The sequence below is a fragment of the Streptomyces sp. NPDC007095 genome (assembly GCF_040634475.1).
In the GTDB taxonomy this organism is placed as follows: domain Bacteria; phylum Actinomycetota; class Actinomycetes; order Streptomycetales; family Streptomycetaceae; genus Streptomyces.
In genome coordinates this window covers 1-22,458 of record NZ_JBEYFS010000197.1, presented here as the reverse complement: position 1 = coordinate 22,458, position 22,458 = coordinate 1, and the positions used below count along the sequence as shown (strand labels likewise).

At 70.3% G+C, this 22,458-nt stretch carries 19 protein-coding genes, 1 tRNA gene and 2 pseudogenes; 13 read left to right on the top strand and 9 right to left on the bottom strand.

Features of this window, described 5'->3' with window-relative positions; translation table 11 throughout:
* From ABZ656_RS44045 to ABZ656_RS44030, 4 genes are all read left to right on the top strand, one after another.
* On the top strand, nucleotides 1–938 hold a 938-nt coding region (locus tag ABZ656_RS44045), incomplete at its 5' end, for a tetratricopeptide repeat protein (protein ID WP_360276268.1).
* Nucleotides 939–2,327 (top strand): PP2C family serine/threonine-protein phosphatase, encoded by a 1,389-nt coding sequence (locus ABZ656_RS44040; RefSeq protein WP_360276265.1) that lies wholly within the window; start codon nucleotides 939–941, stop codon nucleotides 2,325–2,327.
* 117 nt (nucleotides 2,328–2,444) lie between these two features.
* Nucleotides 2,445–3,791, top strand: coding sequence for a VWA domain-containing protein (locus tag ABZ656_RS44035; protein ID WP_101405121.1), 1,347 nt, complete (start codon nucleotides 2,445–2,447; stop codon nucleotides 3,789–3,791).
* A 73-nt stretch (nucleotides 3,792–3,864) separates the two neighbouring features.
* Entirely contained in the window at nucleotides 3,865–5,271 is a 1,407-nt protein-coding gene (locus ABZ656_RS44030) for an FHA domain-containing protein (RefSeq protein ID WP_101405120.1), read from the top strand.
* Between the two features lie 45 nt (nucleotides 5,272–5,316).
* Here the strand turns inward: ABZ656_RS44030 and ABZ656_RS44025 are convergent, their stop codons facing one another.
* Nucleotides 5,317–6,300: a methyltransferase domain-containing protein gene (locus tag ABZ656_RS44025; protein WP_360276261.1), complete on the bottom strand. Its 984-nt coding sequence runs from the start codon at nucleotides 6,298–6,300 to the stop codon at nucleotides 5,317–5,319.
* A gap of 171 nt (nucleotides 6,301–6,471) precedes the next feature.
* Here ABZ656_RS44025 and ABZ656_RS44020 point away from each other — a divergent pair, with 171 nt between their 5' ends.
* Nucleotides 6,472–6,876, top strand: coding sequence for a globin (locus tag ABZ656_RS44020; RefSeq protein ID WP_054231791.1), 405 nt, complete (start codon nucleotides 6,472–6,474; stop codon nucleotides 6,874–6,876).
* 66 nt (nucleotides 6,877–6,942) lie between these two features.
* On the opposite strand, the gene ABZ656_RS44015 is transcribed toward ABZ656_RS44020, so the two are convergent.
* Genes ABZ656_RS44015 through ettA form a run of 3 tightly spaced genes read right to left on the bottom strand, consistent with a single transcriptional unit; the run spans nucleotide 6,943 to nucleotide 9,719 of the window.
* On the bottom strand, nucleotides 6,943–7,632 hold the full coding sequence (locus tag ABZ656_RS44015; RefSeq protein ID WP_101408121.1) for a hypothetical protein: 690 nt from the start codon (nucleotides 7,630–7,632) through the stop codon (nucleotides 6,943–6,945).
* 2 nt (nucleotides 7,633–7,634) lie between these two features.
* The gene (locus tag ABZ656_RS44010; RefSeq protein WP_101405118.1) at nucleotides 7,635–8,048 is read right to left on the bottom strand and encodes a thioesterase family protein; all 414 of its coding nucleotides are present in this window, start codon (nucleotides 8,046–8,048) and stop codon (nucleotides 7,635–7,637) included.
* 6 nt (nucleotides 8,049–8,054) lie between these two features.
* Nucleotides 8,055–9,719, bottom strand: a complete 1,665-nt coding sequence (ettA, locus tag ABZ656_RS44005; RefSeq protein WP_075031883.1) for an energy-dependent translational throttle protein EttA — start codon at nucleotides 9,717–9,719, stop codon at nucleotides 8,055–8,057.
* Between the two features lie 1,032 nt (nucleotides 9,720–10,751).
* On the opposite strand from ettA, the gene ABZ656_RS44000 reads away from it, so the two are divergent.
* From ABZ656_RS44000 to ABZ656_RS43985, 4 genes are all read left to right on the top strand, one after another.
* Entirely contained in the window at nucleotides 10,752–11,279 is a 528-nt protein-coding gene (locus ABZ656_RS44000) for a hypothetical protein (protein ID WP_129592303.1), read from the top strand.
* A gap of 80 nt (nucleotides 11,280–11,359) precedes the next feature.
* Nucleotides 11,360–12,355, top strand: coding sequence for a peptidase (locus tag ABZ656_RS43995; protein ID WP_129592302.1), 996 nt, complete (start codon nucleotides 11,360–11,362; stop codon nucleotides 12,353–12,355).
* A gap of 438 nt (nucleotides 12,356–12,793) precedes the next feature.
* A complete protein-coding gene (locus tag ABZ656_RS43990; RefSeq protein ID WP_101405115.1) occupies nucleotides 12,794–13,102 on the top strand; it encodes a DUF1876 domain-containing protein in 309 nt (102 codons plus the stop codon).
* Nucleotides 13,103–13,252: 150 nt separating this feature from the next.
* Nucleotides 13,253–14,203 (top strand): nucleoside hydrolase, encoded by a 951-nt coding sequence (locus tag ABZ656_RS43985; protein ID WP_360276254.1) that lies wholly within the window; start codon nucleotides 13,253–13,255, stop codon nucleotides 14,201–14,203.
* Between the two features lie 11 nt (nucleotides 14,204–14,214).
* Here the strand turns inward: ABZ656_RS43985 and ABZ656_RS43980 are convergent.
* A pseudogene (locus tag ABZ656_RS43980) lies at nucleotides 14,215–14,697 on the bottom strand (ABC transporter permease); the annotation flags it as partial.
* A 578-nt stretch (nucleotides 14,698–15,275) separates the two neighbouring features.
* On the opposite strand from ABZ656_RS43980, the gene ABZ656_RS43975 reads away from it, so the two are divergent.
* The gene (locus ABZ656_RS43975; protein ID WP_360276251.1) at nucleotides 15,276–15,689 is read left to right on the top strand and encodes a DUF5958 family protein; all 414 of its coding nucleotides are present in this window, start codon (nucleotides 15,276–15,278) and stop codon (nucleotides 15,687–15,689) included.
* A 10-nt stretch (nucleotides 15,690–15,699) separates the two neighbouring features.
* Here the strand turns inward: ABZ656_RS43975 and ABZ656_RS43970 are convergent.
* The 3 genes and pseudogenes from ABZ656_RS43970 to ABZ656_RS43960 form a co-directional block, all read right to left on the bottom strand.
* A pseudogene (locus ABZ656_RS43970) lies at nucleotides 15,700–16,359 on the bottom strand (GntR family transcriptional regulator); the annotation flags it as partial.
* Nucleotides 16,360–16,362: 3 nt separating this feature from the next.
* Nucleotides 16,363–16,806 carry a hypothetical protein gene (locus ABZ656_RS43965; RefSeq protein WP_101405111.1) on the bottom strand — a complete coding sequence of 148 codons (444 nt, stop codon included), beginning with the start codon at nucleotides 16,804–16,806 and terminating at the stop codon, nucleotides 16,363–16,365.
* A gap of 291 nt (nucleotides 16,807–17,097) precedes the next feature.
* Nucleotides 17,098–17,436: a hypothetical protein gene (locus ABZ656_RS43960; protein WP_101405110.1), complete on the bottom strand. Its 339-nt coding sequence runs from the start codon at nucleotides 17,434–17,436 to the stop codon at nucleotides 17,098–17,100.
* A 74-nt stretch (nucleotides 17,437–17,510) separates the two neighbouring features.
* Between ABZ656_RS43960 and ABZ656_RS43955 the strand changes: the two genes are divergently transcribed.
* Complete coding sequence (locus ABZ656_RS43955) at nucleotides 17,511–18,791, top strand: site-specific integrase (protein ID WP_360276247.1); 1,281 nt, start codon at nucleotides 17,511–17,513, stop codon at nucleotides 18,789–18,791.
* A gap of 302 nt (nucleotides 18,792–19,093) precedes the next feature.
* Here the strand turns inward: ABZ656_RS43955 and ABZ656_RS43950 are convergent.
* Nucleotides 19,094–19,169 (bottom strand) — tRNA-Arg (locus ABZ656_RS43950).
* Between the two features lie 310 nt (nucleotides 19,170–19,479).
* On the opposite strand from ABZ656_RS43950, the gene ABZ656_RS43945 reads away from it, so the two are divergent.
* Together ABZ656_RS43945 and ABZ656_RS43940 are read left to right on the top strand one after the other, a co-directional pair.
* Complete coding sequence (locus ABZ656_RS43945) at nucleotides 19,480–21,087, top strand: dynamin family protein (protein ID WP_101405108.1); 1,608 nt, start codon at nucleotides 19,480–19,482, stop codon at nucleotides 21,085–21,087.
* A 5-nt stretch (nucleotides 21,088–21,092) separates the two neighbouring features.
* On the top strand, nucleotides 21,093–22,458 hold a 1,366-nt coding region (locus tag ABZ656_RS43940; protein WP_360276243.1), incomplete at its 3' end, for a YfjP family GTPase.

The window sequence follows — 22,458 nt, the reverse complement described above, 5'->3', positions numbered from 1 at the left end:
GACCGCGGCGAGCAGTCGCAGCCGCATCTTCCGACCAAGGCGCAGCGGGTCCTCCAGGCCGCACTCGTCCGGCTGACCGGAGGACGGGACCCTCGGCGCCCGCGGAGCTGATCACCGCCCTGCACGCGGCGCCCACCGGCTCTCTGGAGCTGCGTCTGCGCGAGCTGCGGGCCCGGCTGGAGATGGGCGAACTGGCCAGTGCGAGCAGGGCCCTGGAGGCGCTGGAGGCGGACCACCCCGACGACTGGCGGGTGGTCTGGTACCGGGGCGTCGCGGCCCTGGCGACCGGCGAGCACGAGACCGCGGCGCTGTCCTTCGACGCGATCTACGACGCCTTCCCGGGCGAGCCCGCGCCGAAGCTGGCCCTCGGCCTGTGCGCGGAGGTGCTCGGGCAGCTGGACAACGCGGGCGAGTACTACCGCCTGGTGTGGACGACCGACCCCAGCTATGTCAGCTCGGCGTTCGGCCTGGCCCGCGTACAGCTCGCGGCGGGCGACCGCCGCGGCTCCGTACGCACACTGGAGTCCGTACCGGAGTCGTCGATCCACTACACGGCGGCGCGGGTCGCGGCCGTGCGGGCGCGGCTGCGGCAGCGGCTGGCCGCGGAGGCGGCGGCAGCGGCGTTCCTGGACGATCTGACCGCCGCCGCGGGCCAGGTCGAGGCTCTGGACGGATACGGTCTGGACGCGGTGCGACGCGAGCAGTTGTCGACGGAAGTCCTTGGCTGCGCCCTGGACTGGGTACTCTCCGGTAGCCAGAGTTCCGCCCCGCACTCCGGCGGCGGACGGGTGCTGCTCGGCAGTGAGGTGGACGAGCGCGGTCTGCGTTTCGCACTGGAGCGTTCGTACCGCACGCTGGCCCGCCTCGCGCAGGGCGGCGAGGAGAGGATCGACCTGGTGGAACGTGCCAACCGTTACCGCCCCCGGACGTGGGTGTGATTGATGTCCCAGATGCCCCAGCCGACGGCCCTTTCGCGGTGCCCCAGTTGCGAGGAGCCCCTGGAGACGGGTGACCGTTTCTGCGGTGCGTGCGGGTACGACCTGTCGGCGGTGCCCACACCGCCCCAGGACCACCCCACGATCACCATGAACGGCTCGTCGACACGCCCCTCCGAGGCCGCCGCGTCCCTGGACTGGCCCCTCGCGCCGGAGCCGGCGAGCTCCGACACGCCCGCGCCGGTGCACCGGGCGACCGACATCCGGGGCATGGACTCGGGCGGCTCCGAACTCCCGCACCCGGACACGGAGTCCGCGGGCGACCACCCCTCGGGCGGGCAGCCTTCGGGCGTACGGTTCGACCGGTCCCCGGAACCCGACGAGTACCCGCTCGCCCCGCCGGCCGAAGCCCCCGCCGGGCCCGTCGTCGATCCGCGGACCGCCGGCCTCGCCGCACCCGTCACGCCCCCCGCCGGCACCAAACTGTGCGTCGCCTGCCGCTCCGGCCATGTGGACAGCGACGGCTACTGCGAGAACTGCGGGCACGCCCAGCCGCGCGAACGGGATCACATGGAGCAGGAGTTGGGTGCGGTGGCCGCGGTCAGCGACCGGGGTCTGCGCCACCACCGCAACGAGGACGCGTTCGCGATCTCCTCGACCGCGCTGCCGGACGGCTCCCCCGCGGTCGTCGCGATCGTCTGCGACGGAGTCTCCTCGGCGACCCGCCCCGACGAGGCCTCGCTCGCCGCGTCGCGGGCGGCGGGCGAGGCGCTGCTGGCGGCGCTGCCGCTCGGCACCCACCCGCAGCAGGCCATGCACGAGGCGATCCTCGCGGCCTCCGAGGCCGTCAACTCGCTGGCCGAGGCGCCCCCCGCGCACGAGGAGCACGCCCCGCACCAGAACGCGCCCGCCTGCACCCTCGTCGGCGCCGTCGTCACCCCCGCCCTGCTGATCGTCGGCTGGGTCGGCGACAGCCGCGCCTACTGGGTCCCCGTCGACCGCACTTCGCCCCCCGCCCGGCTCACCGAGGACGACTCCTGGGCCGCGCAGATGGTCGCCGCGGGCCTGATGAGCGAGGCGCAGGCGTACGCCGACGAGCGCGCCCACGCCATCACGGGCTGGCTCGGCGCGGACGCGTACGAACTGGAGCCGCACACCGCTTCTTTCAAGCCGGACCGGCCGGGTGTGGTGGTCGTGTGCACCGACGGACTGTGGAACTACGCGGAGGCGGCCGAGGAGATGGCCGAGGTCGTGCCGCTGGACGCCGCCGAGAGGCCCCTCCACAGCGCCCAGGTCCTGGTGGGTCACGCCCTGGACGGTGGGGGCCACGACAACGTAACAGTGGCCGTCGTCCCGTTCCCGGCCCCGCCGCAGGGGGCAGGATCGGCCTGAGGCCGCGAAAAGGCGCAATCCGTGCCCACGGGGACGGCCTCGGACCGGAGGGGACCGGTCCGCATACAGTCATCGCCTCCGCCAACTACCGGAGGTCTTGAGGGGGACGAAGAAGGCATGGCCAATTTCTCGAAGTCGAACGTGCCGCAGTTCTCGGTCGACGTGTACCAGAACGAGTACCTGCCCGAGGGCGGCCGCGAGGTCAACGCGATCGTCACGGTGAGCGCCACCGGCGGCGGCACCGTCGGGAGCGCGGTCGGCGCGCCCCATCTGTACGCGGCCGGCCGGGGCCCGGACGCCGCCGTGGCGATCATGGTCGACTGTTCCGGCTCGATGGACTACCCGCCGACCAAGATGCGCAACGCCCGCGAGGCCACGGCCGCCGCGATCGACACCCTGCGCGACGGCGTGCACTTCGCGGTGATCGGCGGCACGCACGTGGCCAAGGAGGTCTACCCCGGCAATGGGCGCCTCGCGGTGGCCGACGCGGCGAGCCGCGGCCAGGCCAAGGAGGCGCTGCGCAGGCTGAGCGCGGGCGGCGGTACGGCGATCGGCACCTGGCTGCGCCTCGCCGACCGGCTGCTGTCCTCGGCCGAGGTGTCGATCCGGCACGGCATCCTGCTGACCGACGGCCGCAACGAACACGAGTCGCCGGAGGACCTCAAGGCCGCCCTCGACTCCTGTGCCGGACGTTTCACCTGTGACGCGCGTGGAGTGGGCACGGACTGGGAGGTCAAGGAGGTCACCGGGATCGCCTCGGCGCTGCTCGGCACCGCCGACATCGTCGCGGACCCGGCCGCCCTGTCCGCCGACTTCACACAGATGATGGAGACGGCCATGGGCAAGGAGGTCGCGGACGTCGCGCTGCGCCTGTGGACGCCGGTCGGCACCGAGATCAAGTTCGTCAAGCAAGTGGCCCCCACGGTGAAGGAGCTGACCGACCGTCGCACCGAGGCGGGCCCGCGCGCCGGCGACTACCCCACCGGGTCCTGGGGCGACGAGTCCCGCGACTACCACGTGTGCGTCGAGGTCCCCTTGGCCGGGGTGGGCCAGGAGATGCTGGCCGCCCGGGTCTCGCTCGTCGTGCCGCAGGGCGACGGGGGCGTGCACAACCTGGGCGCCCAGGGGCTCGTCAAGGCCGTGTGGACCGACGACATGGTGGCCTCGACGAGGATCAACGCCCAGGTCGCGCACTACACAGGCCAGGCGGAACTGGCGCAAGTCATCCAACAAGGTCTGGATCTGCGCAAATCGGGAGATGTCGACGGGGCAACGGCCAAGCTGGGCCGCGCCGTTCAGCTCGCGAGCGCGTCGGGCAACGCGGATACTGCGAAACTGCTTGCGAAGGTGGTGGACGTGGTCGACGCCGCGGCAGGTACTGTGCGATTGAAGGCAAGGGTCGAAGCGGCTGACGAAATGACCCTTGAGACACGGTCCACAAAGACTGTTCGTGTAAAGAAGTAGCGAGCCCGGTTCCCGTGGGGAACTGGAGAAACCCGGTCACAACGGCCGGAAAAGGAGAGGGGGAAGCGCCGACATGCCGACCTGCCCGAACGGACACCAGTCGGGTTCCGACGACTGGTGCGAGGTCTGCGGTCACCGCATGGCCGGTGCCGTGCCTCCGCCCCCTCCACCGCCGCCGCCCGCCGCCGGTTACGGCTATCCGCCGCCCGGCTCGCCCCCGCCCTCCGGTCCCGGGGGTCCCGGCGCCCCCGGTGGGCGCCCGCACCTGTCCGCCGTGCCCAATCCCGAGCCGGAGCTCTGCCCGCAGTGCCGTACGCCCCGTGAGGGCGGTGCGCCGTTCTGCGAGGAGTGCCGGTGGAACTTCCTGACGAACACGGCGACCTCGTACACCCCGGCGGCGCCGCGTCCGCAGTCGCCCGCGCCCGGAATGCCCAATCCGGCGCTGCGCTTCCAGCAGCCGCCACAGGGGCAGCCGGGCGGTCCCGGCCCCGCGACCGGTCCCGGTCACGACCCGTTCGACTACCAGAGCTCGCGGCCCTCGCAGATGAACCGCCCCGCGGAACCGATTCCGCCCTACGGGCAGGATCCGTCGGGCTTCCGCGGCGACCCGTCCCGTCAGGGCGGTCCCGGTGGCCCTGGCGGTCCCGGTGGCCCTGGTGCCGGTCCCGGTGGGCCCGGTGGCTTCGGTGGTCCTGGTCCTGGTCCCGGCGGCTTCGGTGCGGACCCGTCCCGTCCGGTTCCGCCGCCGCCCGGGCCCACGCCCGGCGGACCCGGTGGCCCCGGCGCCCCGCAGGCCTTCACCCAGCAGCCGGCCGCGCCCGCGTTCCCGCAGCAGGGTCCGCCCGGGCCCGGCGGTCCGCAGTCCGGGGGCCCGTCCTTCGGCGGCGGTGACGACGACTGGGTGATCTCCCCGCCGTCGGGCAATTCACCCGGCGGGCCGGGTGGTCCCGGCGGCCGCCCCGGTGGTCCCGGTGGTCCCGGCATGGGTCAGGGCGGCGGCTACGGCTATCCGCAGCCCGGCGCGACCCAGGCCCCGCCCGGTCCCGGTCCCGACTACCAGCAGCAGCGGCAGCCGCTGTCCTGGAGCGCGACGATCGGTCCCGACCGCGAGTACTTCATGGCGATGATGCAGCGCTCCGGCCCCGAGGCCGCGGGCCTGAACCTGCCCGCGTACTCGCCGGAGCAGCAGCGCCCGCTCACCGGCAACCAGATGACGATCGGCCGCCGTCGGCACTCCACCGGCGACACCCCCGACATCGACCTCTCGGTGCCCCCGGAGGACCCGGGCGTCTCGCACCAGCACGCGGTCCTGGTCCAGCAGCCGGACGGCAGCTGGGCGGTCGTCGACCAGAACTCGACCAACGGCACCACGGTCAACGGCGGCGAGGAGCCCATCCAGCCCTTCGTGCCGGTCCCGCTCCAGGACGGCGACCGGGTGCATGTCGGCGCCTGGACGACGATCACCATCAGGCGAGGCTGACGGCGGAGGTGGCGGCAGGGGCCACAGCAGGAGTCACAGCAGGAGTCACGGCAGCGGCCAGGCGTACGGCCCCTCGGGGTCGTCCAGCCACGCCCAGGCGTCCGCACCGTCGACCGTGACCCCGTACCGCTCGCGCACGGGCCGGTTCTCGCGCTCCCACAGCTCGTACGCCTCGTACGGGTCGAGGCCGCGCCCTGCCAGGGCCAGCAGGAACCGGAACAGCTCGTCGCCGCGGGCCCGGCGCGGCAGCTCGCGCAGGTCCCGCGGCTCCGACTCCTCGGGCCGGCTCTCGCCGCGCAGGGGCACGAAGTAGGCCGGCGTGTGCAGGAAACGCCCCTCGGCGTGCCCGGCGTCCCGGACGCGCAGCACGATCAGGCCGGTGGCCAGCGGCGCCAGGATGCGGGCGCCGGGACGGCACTGGGCGAGCCACGGCCGCGGGATCGAGGTCAGCGTGCAGGTCGCGATGATCCGGTCGAAGGGGGCGCGCTCGGGGACCCCGCGGGCGCCGTCCGCGGTGACGACGGTCGGGTGGTACCCGGCGGCGGCCAGGTGCCGGCGGGCGGACTCGGTGATCTCCGGGTCGAGGTCGACCGTGGTCACCAGGCGGTCGCCGAGACGATGGGCGAGCAGCGCCGCGTTGTAGCCGGTGCCGGCGCCGATCTCCAGGACGGCGTCACCCTCCCGTACCTCCAGCGCGGTCAGCATCATCGCCATCAGCGAGGGCTGGCTGCTGGAGGAGACCAGCTCGCCGTCGCGCACCCGGGTCGCCAGCGGGGCGTCCGCGTAGGCGCCGCGCACCCAGTGCTCACGGCTGCGCGGGTCGGGGTCCTCGCCCCACACCCGCTCGAAGCCGCCCACGGCACCGACGTAGTAGTACGGCACGAAGAGATGGCGCGGGACCTCCTCGAACGCCGCCCGCCACACCGGGTCGGCGGCCCAGGCCCCACTCCGGTCGATTTCGCGCACCAGGGCGGCCCGCGCCAGGGTGGCGAGGTTGTCGAGGTCGTGGTCGAGAGCGTGCCCGCTCATACCTCCACTGTGCGGCGGGACGGGCCGCGAGGCGAGTGCCGCACCCCCTGGGCCGCCGGGTCGCTGGGGGCGCCGGGTCGCTGGGGGCGCCGGGTCGCTGGGTCGCTGGGTCGCTGGGTCGCTGGTCCTAAGCCTTGCGTCCTCGGTCACCCGGTCTGAGACGATGGTGAGGTGAAAGAGATTCGGCGCGGCACGCTTCAGGAGCAGACCTTCTACGAGCAGGTCGGCGGCGAGGAGACCTTCCGGCGCCTCGTGCACCGCTTCTACGAGGGAGTGGCCGAGGACCCGCTGCTGCGGGCCATGTACCCCGAAGAGGACCTGGGCCCGGCCGAGGAGCGCTTCACGCTGTTCCTGATCCAGTACTGGGGCGGCCCGACGACGTACAGCGACAACCGCGGTCACCCCCGGCTGCGGATGCGGCACGCCCCGTTCGCCGTCGACCAGGCGGCGCACGACGCCTGGCTGGCGCACATGCGCGTGGCCGTCGACGAGCTCGGCCTCTCCGAGGAGCACGAGCACACGCTGTGGAACTACCTGACGTACGCGGCGGCGTCGATGATCAACACGGCCGGCTGAGAGCGGTCGGGGGCGGGAGGATCGAGCCGATCGGGGCTGGGGAATCCATCGCTCGAGGACCGGGGATCAGCGGACGCTGACGTCCAGCGCCCCGAGTCCCGCCCTGCGGACGGCGATCGATCCGTAGGGCGTACGCAGCCGCAGCCACGCCCCGGACGAGTACAGCCCCAACGGGCTCTCGCCCGGGCCGGCCTGACGCACCGGCAGCAGGAACCCCAGCGACTGCGCCGCGTGCACGGCTCGTACCTGAAGACCGGTGTCACCGATCGGCCGGGACCAGATCTCCCGTCCGATGCGGTCGAGTTCGGCGCGGGTACGGGCCTCGGGCGCCAACTCCTGTGTACGGGACCGGAATTCGGCGACCGCGGTGGCGACCATCGCGCGTACGGCGTCCGGTCCGGGCAGTCCCGGCTCCGGCTGCCAGCCTCCGCGGGGCGGGAGGACCCCGGCCCACGGCGGCCCGGTGACCGCCCTGGGAACGCTGACGGTGGCCGCCGACTCGTCGACGGACTCCAGGAGTTCACCGGCGGAGACGGTCACGTCGAGTGTGACGTCGAGACCGTTCTCGTACGGCTTGGCGAGCCGCGCCGTACGGATCGCGAGGACCTCGAAGGACGGCGGCCGGCCGAAGACCGCGAGCGCGGTGCCGGACGCCTGGAGGCGTACGGCGGCGGCGCGGTCGTAGTGGATCAGCCGGGCGAGGAAGGCGGCGAGGTCCGCCGCCTCCCCGTCGTCGGTGAGGTGCAGCGCGGTCACGGTCATGCCGCGACGGCCTCGTCACCCTGGTCGTCCCGGTACTCCTCCAGGAACTCGCGCTCCTCCGCGGTGAGGCGGCGCGGGCGCTGGGCCTCGAAGTCGAACGGCACGACCACGGTCGCGGCCCGGACGTAGAGCTGGTCCGTGTCCTTGACCTCGTACGTGATCGTGAACGCCGCGGCCCTTATCTGGGTGATCCACAGCTCGATGTCCACCGGCTCGCGCCGGTGGACGAGCTGCCGCTTGTAGTCGATCTCGTGGCGCGCCACCACGGACCCCTGCTTGAACTGCTTGTCCGGGCGGGTAAGGAAGTCGATACGTGCTTCCTCCAGGTAGCGGAGGAAGACCGCGTTGTTGACGTGGCCGTACGCGTCCATGTCCGCCCAGCGCAGCGGGCAGCGGTAGATGTGCCGCAAGATCGATCAGCCCCGGGTCAGCTTCTTGTAGGTGGCACGGTGCGGGCGCGCGGCGTCCGCGCCGAGGCGCTCGATCTTGTTCTTCTCGTACGACTCGAAGTTGCCCTCGAACCAGAACCACTTGGAGTCACCCTCGTAGGCGAGGATGTGCGTCGCGACCCGGTCCAGGAACCAGCGGTCGTGGGAGACGACCACGGCCGCACCCGGGAACTCCAGCAGCGCGTTCTCGAGCGAGGACAGCGTCTCGACGTCGAGGTCGTTGGTCGGCTCGTCGAGGAGCAGCAGGTTGCCGCCCTGCTTGAGGGTGAGGGCGAGGTTGAGCCGGTTGCGCTCACCGCCGGAGAGGACACCGGCCGGCTTCTGCTGGTCGGGGCCCTTGAACCCGAAGGCGGAGACGTACGCGCGCGACGGCATCTCGACCTGGCCCACATTGATGTAGTCCAGCTCGTCCGAGACGACGGCCCACAGCGACTTCTTCGGGTCGATGTTCTCGCGGCTCTGGTCGACGTACGAGATCTTGACGGTCTCGCCGACCTTGATCGTGCCGGAGTCCGGCGTCTCGAGTCCCTGGATCATCTTGAAGAGCGTGGTCTTGCCGGCGCCGTTCGGGCCGATGACGCCGACGATCCCGTTACGCGGCAGCGTGAAGGAGAGGTCGTCGATGAGGACCTTCTCCCCGAAGGCCTTGGAGAGGTTGTTGACCTCTACGACGATGGAGCCCAGACGCGGGCCCGGCGGGATCTGGATCTCCTCGAAGTCCAGCTTCCGCATCTTGTCGGCCTCGGCCGCCATCTCCTCATAGCGCGCCAGACGCGCCTTGGACTTGGCCTGCCGCCCCTTGGCGTTGGACCGCACCCACTCGAGCTCTTCCTTGAGACGCTTGGCGCGCTTGGCGTCCTTCTGGCCCTCGACCTTGAGGCGGGAGGCCTTGCTCTCCAGGTACGTCGAGTAGTTGCCCTCGTAACCGATCGCGCGGCCGCGGTCGAGCTCAAGGATCCAGCCGGCGACGTTGTCGAGGAAGTACCGGTCGTGGGTGACGGCGACGACGGTGCCGGGGTACTTCGCGAGGTGCTGCTCCAGCCACTGCACGGACTCGGCGTCCAGGTGGTTGGTGGGCTCGTCGAGGAGCAGCAGGTCGGGCGCCTCGATCAGCAGCTTGCACAGCGCGACGCGACGCTTCTCACCACCGGAGAGGTTGGTGACCGGCCAGTCGCCGGGCGGGCAGCCCAGGGCGTCCATGGCCTGCTCCAGCTGAGCGTCCAGGTCCCACGCGTTGGCGTGGTCCAGGTCCTCCTGGAGCTTGCCCATCTCGTCCAGCAGCGCGTCCGAGTAGTCGGTCGCCATCAGCTCGGCGACCTCGTTGAAGCGCTTGAGCTTGCCCATGATCTCGGCGGCGCCGTCCTGGACGTTCTCCAGGACCGTCTTGGACTCGTCGAGCGGCGGCTCCTGGAGCAGCATCCCGACGCTGTAGCCGGGCGACAGGAACGCGTCGCCGTTGGAGGGCTGCTCGAGCCCCGCCATGATCTTGAGAACGGTGGACTTACCAGCACCGTTCGGACCGACCACACCGATCTTCGCACCCGGCAGGAAGCTCAAGGTGACGTCGTCGAGAATCACCTTGTCGCCGTGCGCCTTGCGCGTCTTGCGCATGGTGTAAATGAACTCAGCCAAGAGAAACCGTCCGGACGCTTGAAATCGGCAGTGGGCAGATACACCCCATCTTGCCTGACGGCTACCCCTGGGGGGAAACCCGTTCGGCTGGGGGGCCGTGACCTGGCCGTTCGCCAACCGCGCCGGTAGCCGGCCTGTCACTGGTGGTCGCCGTCGGTCGCCGCCGAGCGCCCTCGCACGGCCCAGGGACTGCCCAGGGACTGCCCAGGGAGATCACTCGTTGGCCGTCGTCCACTCGTCGAGCCTGAGCTTCTCCTGGTGCTCGTGCTCGACGTGCCAGAGGACCTGACCCTCGACGCGGGCCCGAGGGCGGGCAGCTCCGTTCCGTGCGGCATCGCAATGACCTCGGCCGGCGCCACGGCGTTCGAGACTCCGTCGAGATGGATGAAGACCCCGAAGCGTTCGCGCCCGATGACCTCTCCGGCGACTCGGGCCCCTACGGGCAGAGCTGCGACGGTTGCCGCCCAGCCACACAGACAGAACGGCATCATCTGCCGGCACTCTGGGGCCCGTGGGCAACGCGTACTCGTCGTAGAGAGCTCATGACTGCGCCGGAGACCACGAGCACCGCCCGGTAGGCCCGGTGGCTCGGGGTGGTGAAAGCGCGCAGTTCGTTCCAGGTTTGAAGAGTTCCCGGCTCGGTGGCGCATCTCGACCGCGGCGAACCGGTGTTGACCCTGGTCGACCGTCTGATGTGGCACGGCCTGTGGCGCGCGCCGACGCCCGCCTCCGGAGACCGGTCACGGTCGCCACTCGACACCGCCACCTGCCGTCGCAATGGCCGGACAGGGACGCTCGTGTACGTCTTTGTCCGGGGCGTTGATGGCGGCGACCGGTGCCGGGACTGTCCTTGGTGACGAAGTAGGTCATGGCCGCGTCAGCCGCCCCCCAAACTCCGCCGTCCGAGTGGAGCGGGCCTCCACGCAATGGAGTCCGCGCGTTTCTTGATCATGCTCCCCCTAGCGTGCAATTGCGCATCGGCCCCAGCCGTGCCGTCCCAACCTCCTCCGGTCGCCAAGCGAGGTCGCACCCATGAGAATTCGTAGCGTCATCAGCTCCTTGATTGCCGGAGCGGCGGTGGCAGTACTGGCATCCCCGATGCCGGCTTCGGCGGCGGATACGCCGGTGACCGTCCAGGTCTCGTCAGGAACGCTCGACATCAGTGTTCCGACGGGGCCCGTGAATCTCGGCACCGTCGGCGTCAGCGGCAGTCCGCAATCGGTCTCCAGCCAGCTGGGCAACGTCACGGTGACAGACGGCCGAGGCGGTACCGCGGGCTGGACCGTCACGGCAAGCGCGGTCGACTTCACCGGCCCCCAGAGCATCTCCGTATCCGCTGTCGGCTCCAGCAGTTACACCACACCGTCGGCCTCGGTCAGCGGCACCGCCACCGTCGCCGCGAGCGACCTGAACCCGCTCTATCCCCCTGGCCCCGTCCAGGTGGCCACCGGCGTGAGTGGCATCAACTCAGCCACCTGGAACCCGACGATCCATCTCACCATCCCCGCGAACGCGCTGGCGGGAACGTACAGCTCGACGATCACCCACTCCGTCGCCTGAGACCTCGCACGTCCTTACCGCAAAAAAGGAAACCGTAAAGCCCTGTGCCCAGGTTCTCTTCCCTCGCGGTGTTGGTGGCCATGGCGTTTGCCCTGGTCACCAGCACCGCTTCGGCCACATCCCTCGTATCGGATCCGGTACGGCGACCGAATCCCCCGGACGCCGTGGGAATTCGGCTCGTCGATGTCCCTGCCGACCTCATCAAGGACCCACGGGCAAGGCAGTACATCGTCGACAGCCTAAAACCCGGTGTCACCGTGAAGCGGCGCATCGAAGTGTCGAACAAATCGGCCGACGTCTTGCATGTCGCGGTCTACCCTGGCGCCGCTGATATCCGCCGGGGTTCCTTCGTCGGCGCTGCCGGAAACACCGGTAACGAGCTCACCACCTGGATCAAGCCCGGCCGGCTGAGCCTGGACATCCCCGCTCACTCCAGAGCCCGTGACACCGTGACCATCGCCATTCCGAAGGATGCCGCCCCCGGCGAGCGGTACGGCGTGGTATGGGCGCAGGTCAGCGGTCGCGACCTGGGCAGCGGCATCACCTTGGTCAGCCGCACCGGAATCCGGCTCTACCTCTCAGTGGGCGGCAACAACCCGCCGCGTGCCCGATTCACGGTGGACAACATGACGGCTGGGCGTGATGCCGGTGGGCGCGCCGTCGTACACGCCAAGGTCCACAACACCGGTGGCCGTGCTCTGGACCTCACCGGCGCCCTGAAGATGTCCCAGGTATCCGGAAACATCAGCGCCGGGCCCTACCTGGTCGACTCCGGAAAAAGCTTGGCGCCCGGCCAGTCCACGTCGGTGAACGTCATCGTGACCGATCAGGTCACGGACGGCCCGTGGGACGTCTCCCTTACGTTGAAGAGCGGGTTGCTGGAGGTGACGCATGGAGCTCGAATCACCTTCCCGAACGGACCGGGAATGGCCGCGGCAGTCCTTTCAGATCGTGATCAGCAAAGCCCGCTGAACTGGAGGCTCATCTCAGCATCGGCGGGTCTGGTCCTGGTGACTTTCGGGACGCTCGCGATGATCCGTTCTTATCGGCGAAGAGCCGGAGGCAATGAGTCCTGATTCCGAACGGGGCCCTGCAGCCGGTCATTCGAACGTTTCCACCCGACGGCGGTGTGCCCAGCGGAGCGCCCACGCCAGGCTCAGCCACTGCGTGGCAGCAGCCGCTCCCCCTCAGCCGATGTCTCAGCGGTGATCCGCTCACGCTGCCGCCTCCGTGACGGTCCCTACTTCATCAAGGCCCCGCGCACGGCGCGGGCGCGCGCCGCCTCTGCGGTGCGGCCTGCCTCCTGCCTTCGCCCCGGCCGGCCGCGCCCGGCGGCGCTACGTGGAGCGGGCAAGCACCAGCAGGTCGGCTTGGCGCAGGCGGTTCGTAGTCGTTCGGTCACTCCTTGTCGCCATCGGGCGTCATCCCGTGCGGAGTCGGGGGAAGAAGCACACTCTGGTAGTAGGGGCCGAGCCCCATATCAGGGGCTGGGGCCCGCCCCGGAGGTGATCGCAATGACACAGACGACACAGTCGCAACCAGCCGCCGCGCAGGCACGGACCGCCGTCGGCTGGCACGTCGAGATCGAGTTCGAGGAGGACGACCACCGCACCCGCGCCGCCGCACTCCTCCGGCTCCCCGACGGGAACGAGGTACGCGCTCACGGGTACGCCAGCCGCCACCCCTCCGACTCCAACCAGCCGAGAGTCGGCGAGGAGGTCGCGGGCGCGCGGGCGCTCAACGAACTGGCGATGAAGCTGTTGACCAAGGCGCACGACGAGATCGACGAGGCGTCGGGGAGGACCTCGCATCCGCTGAGGTGAGCCACCTCGCATCCGCTGAGGTGAGCCTTCGCGACAGGGGCGGGGCGCGGCCGACAGGGGTGGCGTGCGGCCGACCAGGGCAGGGTGGGCCTGGCGCATGCTGTTCCCAGTGATCCGGTCCGCATCCCCGTCCCACCCCGAAGGACGCCCATGCCCAAGAAGATCATCATCGACTGCGACCCCGGGCTCGACGACGCCATCGCCATCCTGCTCGCCGCCGGGAACCCCGACGTCGAGATCGTCGCCATCACGACCGTCGCGGGCAACCAGACCATCGAGAAGGTCACCCTGAACGCCCGGCAGGTCTGCACCCTGGCGGGCCTGCGCGGCGTACCGGTCGCGGCCGGTGCCGGCGGTCCCCTCGTCCGGGACCAGACCCTCGCCGCCGAGATCCACGGGGACACCGGAATGGACGGCCCCGCCTTCATCCCTCCGGCCATGGAGACCGACCCCCGGCACGCCGTCGATCTGATCATCGAGACGGTCCTCGCCCACCCCGGTGAGATCACCCTCGTCCCCACCGCGCCCCTGACCAACATCGCCCTGGCGCTGCGCCGGGAGCCCCGTATCGTCGAACTGGTCAAGGAGGTCGTCCTGATGGGCGGGTCGTACACCCGTGGCAACATCACACCGGCGGCCGAGTTCAACATCCACGCCGACCCCGAGGCGGCCGCGGTCGTCTTCTCGGCGGGCTGGCCCCTGACCATGGTCGGCCTCGATCTGACGGCACAGGCCGCCGCCACACCTGAACTGCTGGCCCGTATCGGGGCGTTGGGCACACCCGTGTCCCGGTTCGTCGTCGATCTCCTCGACCACTACAACGCCAACGTCGGCAAGGTGCACGGCGCGATGGCCACCATTCACGACGCGTGCGCGGTCGGCCGGGCCATCGACCCGAGCCTGATGGAGGTCACACCGGCCCATGTCGAGGTCGAGCTGCGGGGTACGGCGACCTACGGCATGACGGTCACCGACTTCCGCGGCCGCTCCGGCCCGGCGAACACCTCCGTGGCGACGAAGCTGCACACCGAGCGCCTGTGGGACCTGCTCATCAACTCGCTGAAAACCATCGCGGCGACCACGGCGCGGACGTCCGCCTAGCGGCACCGGGGTCACCCCCGGACGCCCGCCAGTTCCACCGCCCGGCGCCTCAGCGCGAGTGCGGCGGGGATGACGGACGAGACGACGGCCGTCACCGCGCAGGCGCCGAGGACCGCACCGACGGCCGTCCAGGGGATCTCGATCGGGGTCGGGGCCGACAGCAGAACCAGGGCGCTCCACATGCCCAGCAGGTTGAGCCCCGCGACGAGGAGCCCCAGTACTCCGCCGACCGCGACGACCGTCAGCGCCTCGGCGCCCACCAGCCGGAGCACCTGCCACCGGGTGGCTCCGGCCAGGCGCAGCACGGCCAGGTCGCGCACCCGGTCGGAGGTCGCCATGACCATGGTGTTGGCCAGGGAGATGCCGGTGCAGAGGAGGGCGATGCCCAGGACCAGCAGGAGGCCGAGCCGGGTCGTCCGGTTCGTCTCGGGGTGACTCGCGCGTACCCACTGGTCCTTGGTGAGGACCTGCCCGCCCGAGCCGTGCACCGCCGCACGCGGACCGCGGCCCGGCACCTCGGTGTCGCGGCGTGCGTTCCTACGACGATGCGCGGAGGATGCGCCTGGCGGCAACGTCCTGCCCGACCGGCCTTCGGATCACAGGCCACCTCCGCCCGGCACCCGCGCGGTGCGCGGTGAGAAGTACTTCATGCCTGAGGAACGGGCGGCCGCCGGTGGCCGCCGGCGGCTTCGCCTCGGCCGGGCAGGTCTGCGAATAGGCAGAGAGACCGCACCCAAGGCTTCGGGAAGTCTTCGCAAGGCACACCAGCAAAAACGCCCTCCCAAAGGGAGGGCTCTCAGTGGCGCCCCCGGCAGGACTCGAACCTGCGGCCAAGCGCTTAGAAGGCGTCTGGATGCTCGCACTTGCCATGCCATGTGACCTGCACAGCCACGCCAAGTGGGCCATTGCTCCAGCTGACTTCGACACGCATTCGACAGGCACCCGCTTCCGCCCGACGCTGAGCCTCTGCCGCCCTCGTCGGAAGGTCGGGCCATCAGGACACGTAAAACCGGGCTGCTCACGGGCGGCCGTGAGCGTAACGTCACCCGGAAAACCATGGGGGTGGAAGCCTGTGCTGTACGCGCACGAGGTGATCCTGAACGAGCTGGCGCAGGGGCTCAGACCGACAGCTGAGGGCGTCGAGTGGTTCGAGGGCCTCTCGGAGGGCGACCAACGCAAGATCTTGCACGCGCTGGTGCTGTTCTGTGGGCAGGCCCGTGCTCGCGAGGAAGACGTGCCGGAGAGCATTGCGCGTTCTGGCATTCGCCCGACCCACACGCCGGCGGTGATGCTCACGAAGTGGCGCTTCGGGATGGACCAGCTTCCGGCCTATGAACTCGCCAAGTCATTTCGTCTGCTCGTCGCCCTCTTCAGCATCGCCGACACACGCAGGCGGACGCTGCACTGCGCCGGGGGGTGCGGCCATACGTGGCATAACCTGCCGGATCTGCCACGGGACGCAAATATGGAGTCGGCTAGCGGTTGATCGGGATCTCCTAGACGATCTCGCAGTGAGCGGCGGGCACCACGATGTCGGCCGTTTCGACGGGCCGCCCCTCGTCGCTGTAGTACGTCCGTCGGATGTGCGTGACGAGCGCTGCCTTCTGGATACCGAGTAGCGAGGCCTCCTCGGCGGTAGCCTGCCGCGGCTCTGGCTGCTCCACGGCGTGGCTGACGGTGATGCCGATCGTGGCCATGCGGTTCACGACACCCGCCCCGGCGTGCGGCCCTCCCTCGGGGAGAACAACGAGAGTGCCGGCCGTGAGGTCGTACGGCTCCCAACTCGTCGGCAGTTGCACCGGCCTGCCGTCGGCCAGGAACTCGTACGTCGTCCGGACGGACAGCTCACCCTCGGCGATACCGAGACGCGCCGCGATCTCTCCCGGCGCCGGCACCTTGGCGTGCGTCCGGCTCTCCCAGTCGCCCTGCCTGCCGACAGCTTTCGTGTCCGCGCGGAACGGTGACCCGTCGGGCTGCTCCCGGGCCGACGAACGGACCACGCGCATTCGCTGCCTGGGCTCGGCGACGTAGGTCCCCGATCCAGCCCGGCCCTCCAACACGCCCTGGGAGATCAGCAACTCCTGCGCCCGGCGCACCACGTTCTCGCCCACGCCGCACTCCTGGCCGATCTGGGCGCGGGAGGGGAGGCGGTCCCCCGCTCATCCATGTAGCGGCAAGCTCGCTTCGTCGTCGCTCATCGCGGTGTAGACGGTGAGGCAGGATGCAACGACATCGACCTCCGAAGGCCCTGCGATCCGGAGCCGCACCAACTCTGGGAGATCGGAAGAGCGGTCGATGAGATCGATGGCATCGTCAGGCCATGGGTGTGGCAGCCGCGGGAGGTACTCCACCAAGATCTCGTCGATGAAGGAGCCCTGGACCGCGATCGAATCTCCTGTCTCGACGTGGTGTAGATAGGTAAGCGAGATCACGACGTCTGGCTTGTGCGGACCCTCCCTGAGGAAGACATCCACACAGTCACCGCCGTCCACGGCCCCGAACGAGACCCGTTCGACGAAGTAGCTCACGCATGGGGCAAGCATGCGGGCTGCTCGCAGGCAGCGGTTCTTGACGGCATCCTCTGCCTCGACTGCGTCACTCATGGCGTGAGGCTAGGGCTCACTGCGGGCCGCGTCGACTCCAACAATCAGTTCTTCTGGAAGTGATGCGCCGGTTCGGCGGCACGGTCGCGCGCAGGCTTTGAGGTTGGCGCGCATCCTTATCAGGTCGATCACTGGGGACCGTCGACGTCGGTCAACCTGCCCCGGTCCTCGACCGACCCTCCGCTGAGGTTCGGAGTCGACCGCCTGTGTCCGTCCTTGTTGGTGTCAGGTGTTGGTGTCAGCAGTCGAGGGCGGTCTTGACAAGTACGGCTATCCCGCCGATCACCGCTTTCAGAATGGCGGGTCGTCGGAGTAGCCGCCCGCCCAGGGGCAATCCATCGGCTCGAGACCTGAGACCCGTGGGTCGGGTAGGGGGCCGGGCTCCACACCCCAGGTCACGAGGCACCGCTTAGCGAGGTATCGGTAAACCCGGTACTCGCTGGTGCTGAGCGTGCTGCGTACCAGCGGCACGAGCTTCGGGATGTGTACGGCCAGTTCAGGCGCGGCGAGCGTCATCGCGGCTGCGTGCACCGCAGCTTCCCGGACCAGAAGGTCCGCATCGACAAGGTACGGCCGCGCCGCCTCGTAAATCAGCGGGAGGATGGCACGCACCGCGGCGACGTCGTCCACCCGCCTCCGCCGCGAACTCGCCGCCCGCGCAGGTCTGGCCCGCCAGGGCTCGACGACCGTGAGGACGCCGCCTGATGGAGACGACGTACGACGTGAAGATCTACAAGATCCTCACCTGCAAGGGCGCCCGGAAGACCACTTACACGGTGCGTCGGGTGGTTGAAGGCAAGCGCTGGCGTGAGCCGTTCGACACGGTCGCGCTCGCCGAGGGCTTCCGCTCGCAACTCATCACAGCGACCGGCAAGGGCGAGGCGTTCGTCATCGCGACCGGTCTGCCGGTGTCTCATCGCTCCAAGTCGGCTGCCATGACCTGGTACAAGTTCGCGGTCGAGTACGTGGACGCGCGCTGGGCCCAACTGGGCGGCAACAGCCGGAAGAACACCGCCAAGACCCTGACCGCGACCACCATCGCGCTCCTGCGCGTCAAGCCCACTCGGTTCGAACCCGCGGTGGTGCGCACCGCTTTGCGCGAATGGGCGTTCAACACGAACCGACGTGGTGCGGCACCCCGGGAGGTGGTGAGCATCCTCCGGTGGGTGGAGCGGAATTCGCTTCCCGTCTCGGCCTGGGAGGACCCGGACACGGTCGACGAGGTCCTCCGAGCCATCGACACACGCCTCGACGGCAGGCAAGCCGCGGCCTGGTCCCGCAAGCGCCACCGCCGCATCCTCAACGTCGCCATGAAGCACGCGATCCGGCGGCGCATCCTGCGGACCAACCCCCTCCCCAAGGGGAAGGAGTCGACGGCTGTCACCAAGACCACCAACGCCGTGGACAAGCGGTCCTTGATGAACTCGGACCAGGCGGCGGCACTCCTCGACTGGATCCGGCGCCGGCCCCGTGGAGGAAGGTGGCTGCACGCCTTCTTCGCCACGCTGTACTACTGCGGTCCGCGACCGGAGGAAGCCATAGCCATGCGGGTGAAAGACGTGACGCTTCCCGGTCCCGATGCCGAGGACCAGTGGTGTGAGCTGCTGATCCACACGGCGACCCCGGAGGCCGGCAAGCAATGGACCGACACCGGAGAGATCCACGAGGAACGCGACCTCAAGGGCCGTGCCGAGGGTGAGACGCGCACGGTGCCGGGGCATCCCGCCCTGACACGCATCCTGCGGCAGCACATCGAGGACGAAAAGCTCAAGCCGGGGGGTCTGCTGTTCCAGGGGGAGACGGGTGGCATTCTCGCGGGCTCCGTCATCCGCCGGGCGTGGCACGGGGCGCGCGAGGCCGTGCTGCCGCCGCACGTCTTCGAGTCGCCCACGGGGAAGCGCGTGCACGACAACCGGCACACGCGCCTGACCAAGTGGCTCAACGACGGGGTCCCCGCCCGCTCAGGTGGCGGAGTGGGCCGGTAACAGCGTCCCGGTGCTGCTGGCCACCTACGCGCGATGCGTCGCGGGGCAGTTGCCTGACTTGAAGAGGCGCCTCGAAGCCGCCGGGGATCTCCCCGAGCTGCCCGACGACACGCCCGACGCAGGCTGAGGCTCCGACCGAGAACTTCGACACGTATTCGACACGGCCACCCGCGAAACCCCGGTGACAGCCGGACAGCCCCGGAACCTTCCCTTGATCGTCAGGGAGGCGTCCGGGGCTTCGCCGTATCAAGCGAGACCCTCACTGACCAGCAAAAAGGCCCTCCCAAAGGGAGGGCTCTCAGTGGCGCCCCCGGCAGGACTCGAACCTGCGGCCAAGCGCTTAGAAGGCGCCTGCTCTATCCACTGAGCTACGGGGGCCAGGTGTGGTGGCCGGTTTCGTGGTGCCCGGGTGTGGGCCGATCCGTGACCTTGCCGGGGACAAGGATAGGGCTCCCGGGTCCCTGTCCCTGGCGCTTCGCCTCCGTGGCTCAATGTGGAGGTTCAGTGAAGCGGTCCTGATAATCGCAGGCAGGTACGAATCGTGCACCGCTTTTGGCGTCTCGCGCATCGGGTGTTGTGCACTCGTTATGCCTGCGCCCCAGTCGTCCCTTCCGCCCCGTGTGTCCTGTCGGCGCGCAGACATAGCCATATGCTTCAGAAAGCCTCCAAAATTGGGCATTCTTCGCATGTGGTGACCTTGGACGTACGGCCTCAGCTGCTCGACGCACTCTCCGCCCTGCGCGACCGTGTCGCCGCCGCACGCTTCCCGCTGCCCCTGGCGGGGGCTCCACGCGCGCGTGCCAACCGCGACGAACTGCTCGCACAACTAGACGACTATTTGGTGCCCCGGTTGAGGGAGCCCGAAGCACCACTTCTCGCCGTGATCGGCGGGTCGACGGGAGCGGGGAAGTCCACTCTCGTCAACTCCCTCGTCGGACGCCGGGTCAGCGAAGCCGGCGTCTTGCGGCCGACGACCCGGACGCCGGTACTGGTGTGCCATCCGGAGGACCATCACTGGTTCAGTGGAATGCGGGTGCTGCCCGACCTCACCCGCGCGTGGGTGCCCCACCAGGAACCCGGCGACGACCTTCAGGCCTTCATGGAGCGCGGGGAACGGGTGCTGCGTATCGAAACCGCCGACACCCTCCCCCGGGGCCTCGCCCTGCTCGACGCGCCCGATATCGACTCCCTGGTCGCCGACAACCGCGTACTCGCCGCCGAACTGATCTGCGCTGCCGACATCTGGGTCATGGTGACCACGGCCGCGCGGTACGCCGACGCCGTGCCGTGGCATCTGCTGCGTACCGCCAAGGAGCACAAGGCGACCCTGGTGACCGTTCTCGACCGGGTGCCCCACCAGGTGGTGTCCGAGGTCTCGCGGCAGTACGGCGCCCTGCTCACCAAGGCGGGGCTCGGCGAGGTGCCCCGCTTCACCGTGCCGGAACTGCCCGAGTCCGCGTGGGGCGGCGGCCTGCTGCCCGCCACGGCCGTCGCGCCGCTGCGCACGTGGCTCGTCCACCAGACGCAGGACCCCGGAGCCCGGCACGCGGCGATGGCCCGTACCGCCCAAGGAGTCCTCGACTCGCTCAAGGCCCGGATGCCTGAGCTCGCCGGTGCGGCCGCCGCGCAGTACGCGGCCGCGCTGCGGCTCACCGCCGCCGTCGACGGGGCGTACGACAGCGAGCACGCGCGCGTGAAGGGGCGTCTGCAAACCGGTGCCGTGCTCTCCGGGGACGCGCTCAAGCGGTGGCGCGCCTACCCGCTCGACTGCACCGCGGGTGAACTGCTCGACTCGCTCGTCGAGAGCCTGGCCGCACTCCTGCTGTGCGCCGTCACGGCCGCCGACGAGCGCGTGGACGACGCCTGGCGGCGCGAACCGGCCTCGGGTGCTCCGGGGCTGACGGACCGTGATGCGACGCTGGAGAGCGCCGAGCACCGGATCGGGATGTCCGTACGACGTTGGCGGCGAGTCCTGGAGGAGTACGCCGAGGACGAGGTCGGCCGCCTCGACAAGAGCGTGGCACCGGACGCCGAGGTCGTCGCCGCGCTGGTGGCCACCGCGCTCCTGGGCGGCCACAGGGCACGCAACGCGGGCGAGGGGCTCGCCGAGCGGCTCGGCGCGCACGGCGCCCTGCGGCTGCGCGAGAGGGGCGGGCGCCTCCTTGTCGAGTACCTCGACAGAGCCCTGCACACCGAGCGCGAGCGCCGTCTCGCCCCGCTCGACGCCCTCGACGTGCACCCAGAGCCCCAGGCCGAACTCATCGCCGCGCTGTCCGTACTGCAGAAGGAGAGGTGACCGCGGTGACTGCCGTCACAGACCACACGGATCACGCCGACCACACCGGAGACGATTCCCCCGAAGACGGCACGTCCGAACACGGAATGTCCGGTCACGACGCCTCCGACCACGAGGGCGCGTCCGACCAGGGAAGTTCCGAAAACGGCCGCCCTGAAGCCTCTCGTTGCGAGGCCGACTCCCCGGAGGCCTTCGCCACGGAAGCCGCGGACGGCGAGCCCGCCGCTGGGGAGGCCGCGATGGAGGCTCCCATGGAGTCCGTGACGAAGGCGCAGCCGGAGGGGGAAGCCGAGGCGGAGACGGAGACGGAACCAGAAGCGAAGGCGGAGGCAGAGACAGAGACGGGGGATGCGGAGCGGGCCAAGGAGGTCGCCTTCGATGCCCCGCGTGGCGGCGCGCACACACGCGTGAAGGACGACGCCGGGCACACACGGGTGAAGACCGACGACGTCGGTACCCGTGCCGAGTCGGAGACCGCCTGGGACGACGGGCTGATCGCCCGCCGCGTGTCCGAGACGGCCCCCGGCCAGGAGGCACACGCCCCGTCCCTGGTCCTGGAGACCAAGACCGCCGTACAGGCCCCGCCGCCCCCGCTCGCGTACGACGGACCCCTGAGGTCGCGCCTTGACGCGCTCCGCGAACTGGTGGGGTTGTCGCGCACCCGGCTGGACAGCAGGACGCTCGCCGAGGCGAGCCGGGTCCTCGACGAGGCGGCGGCGCGCCGCAAGCTGTCCGGTGAGCACACTGTCGTCGCCATCGCCGGGGCCACCGGCAGCGGCAAGTCGCAGCTCTTCAACGCGCTCGCCGGGGTGGCCATTTCCGAGACGGGCGTGCGCAGGCCCACCACCGCGGCGCCCATCGCGTGCAGCTGGAGCGACGGCGCGGCGACCCTCATCGACCGGCTCGGCATCCCGGGACGACTGCGCAGACGTCCCCTGCAGAGCCCGGAGGCGGAGGCGCAACTGCGCGGCCTCGTCCTGGTCGACCTGCCCGACCACGACTCCGCAGCCGTCCAGCACCGTGAGCAGGTGGACCGCATCCTGGCGCTCGTCGACGCGGTCATCTGGGTCGTCGACCCCGAGAAGTACGCGGACGCCATGCTCCACGAGCGGTATCTGCGGCCCATGGCGGGCCACGGGGAGGTCACCTTCGTGGTCCTCAACCAGGTGGACCGGCTGCCCGGCGAGGCCGCCGACCAGGTCCTCGACGATCTGCGACGACTGCTCGACGAGGACGGGATCGCACTGGGCGAGTACGGCGAACCGGGCGCGACCGTGATGGCGCTGTCCGCGCTCACCGGGGACGGCATCGGCGAACTGCGCGAGTCGCTCGGGTGGAGCTGTTCCGCCGCTACACCGACGACGGAGCCTC

What these genes read in the sequence shown, in the direction of transcription:
- ABZ656_RS44000 (WP_129592303.1), top strand. Translation starts at nt 10,752, where the DNA reads ATGAGAATTCGTAGCGTCATCAGCTCCTTGATTGCCGGAGCGGCGGTG.
- ABZ656_RS44025 (WP_360276261.1), bottom strand. Translation starts at nt 6,300, where the DNA reads ATGAGCGGGCACGCTCTCGACCACGACCTCGACAACCTCGCCACCCTG.
- ABZ656_RS43985 (WP_360276254.1), top strand. Translation starts at nt 13,253, where the DNA reads ATGCCCAAGAAGATCATCATCGACTGCGACCCCGGGCTCGACGACGCC.
- ABZ656_RS44030 (WP_101405120.1), top strand. Translation starts at nt 3,865, where the DNA reads ATGCCGACCTGCCCGAACGGACACCAGTCGGGTTCCGACGACTGGTGC.
- ABZ656_RS44035 (WP_101405121.1), top strand. Translation starts at nt 2,445, where the DNA reads ATGGCCAATTTCTCGAAGTCGAACGTGCCGCAGTTCTCGGTCGACGTG.
- ABZ656_RS43965 (WP_101405111.1), bottom strand. Translation starts at nt 16,806, where the DNA reads ATGAGTGACGCAGTCGAGGCAGAGGATGCCGTCAAGAACCGCTGCCTG.
- ABZ656_RS43955 (WP_360276247.1), top strand. Translation starts at nt 17,511, where the DNA reads ATGGAGACGACGTACGACGTGAAGATCTACAAGATCCTCACCTGCAAG.
- ABZ656_RS43990 (WP_101405115.1), top strand. Translation starts at nt 12,794, where the DNA reads ATGACACAGACGACACAGTCGCAACCAGCCGCCGCGCAGGCACGGACC.
- ABZ656_RS43995 (WP_129592302.1), top strand. Translation starts at nt 11,360, where the DNA reads ATGGCGTTTGCCCTGGTCACCAGCACCGCTTCGGCCACATCCCTCGTA.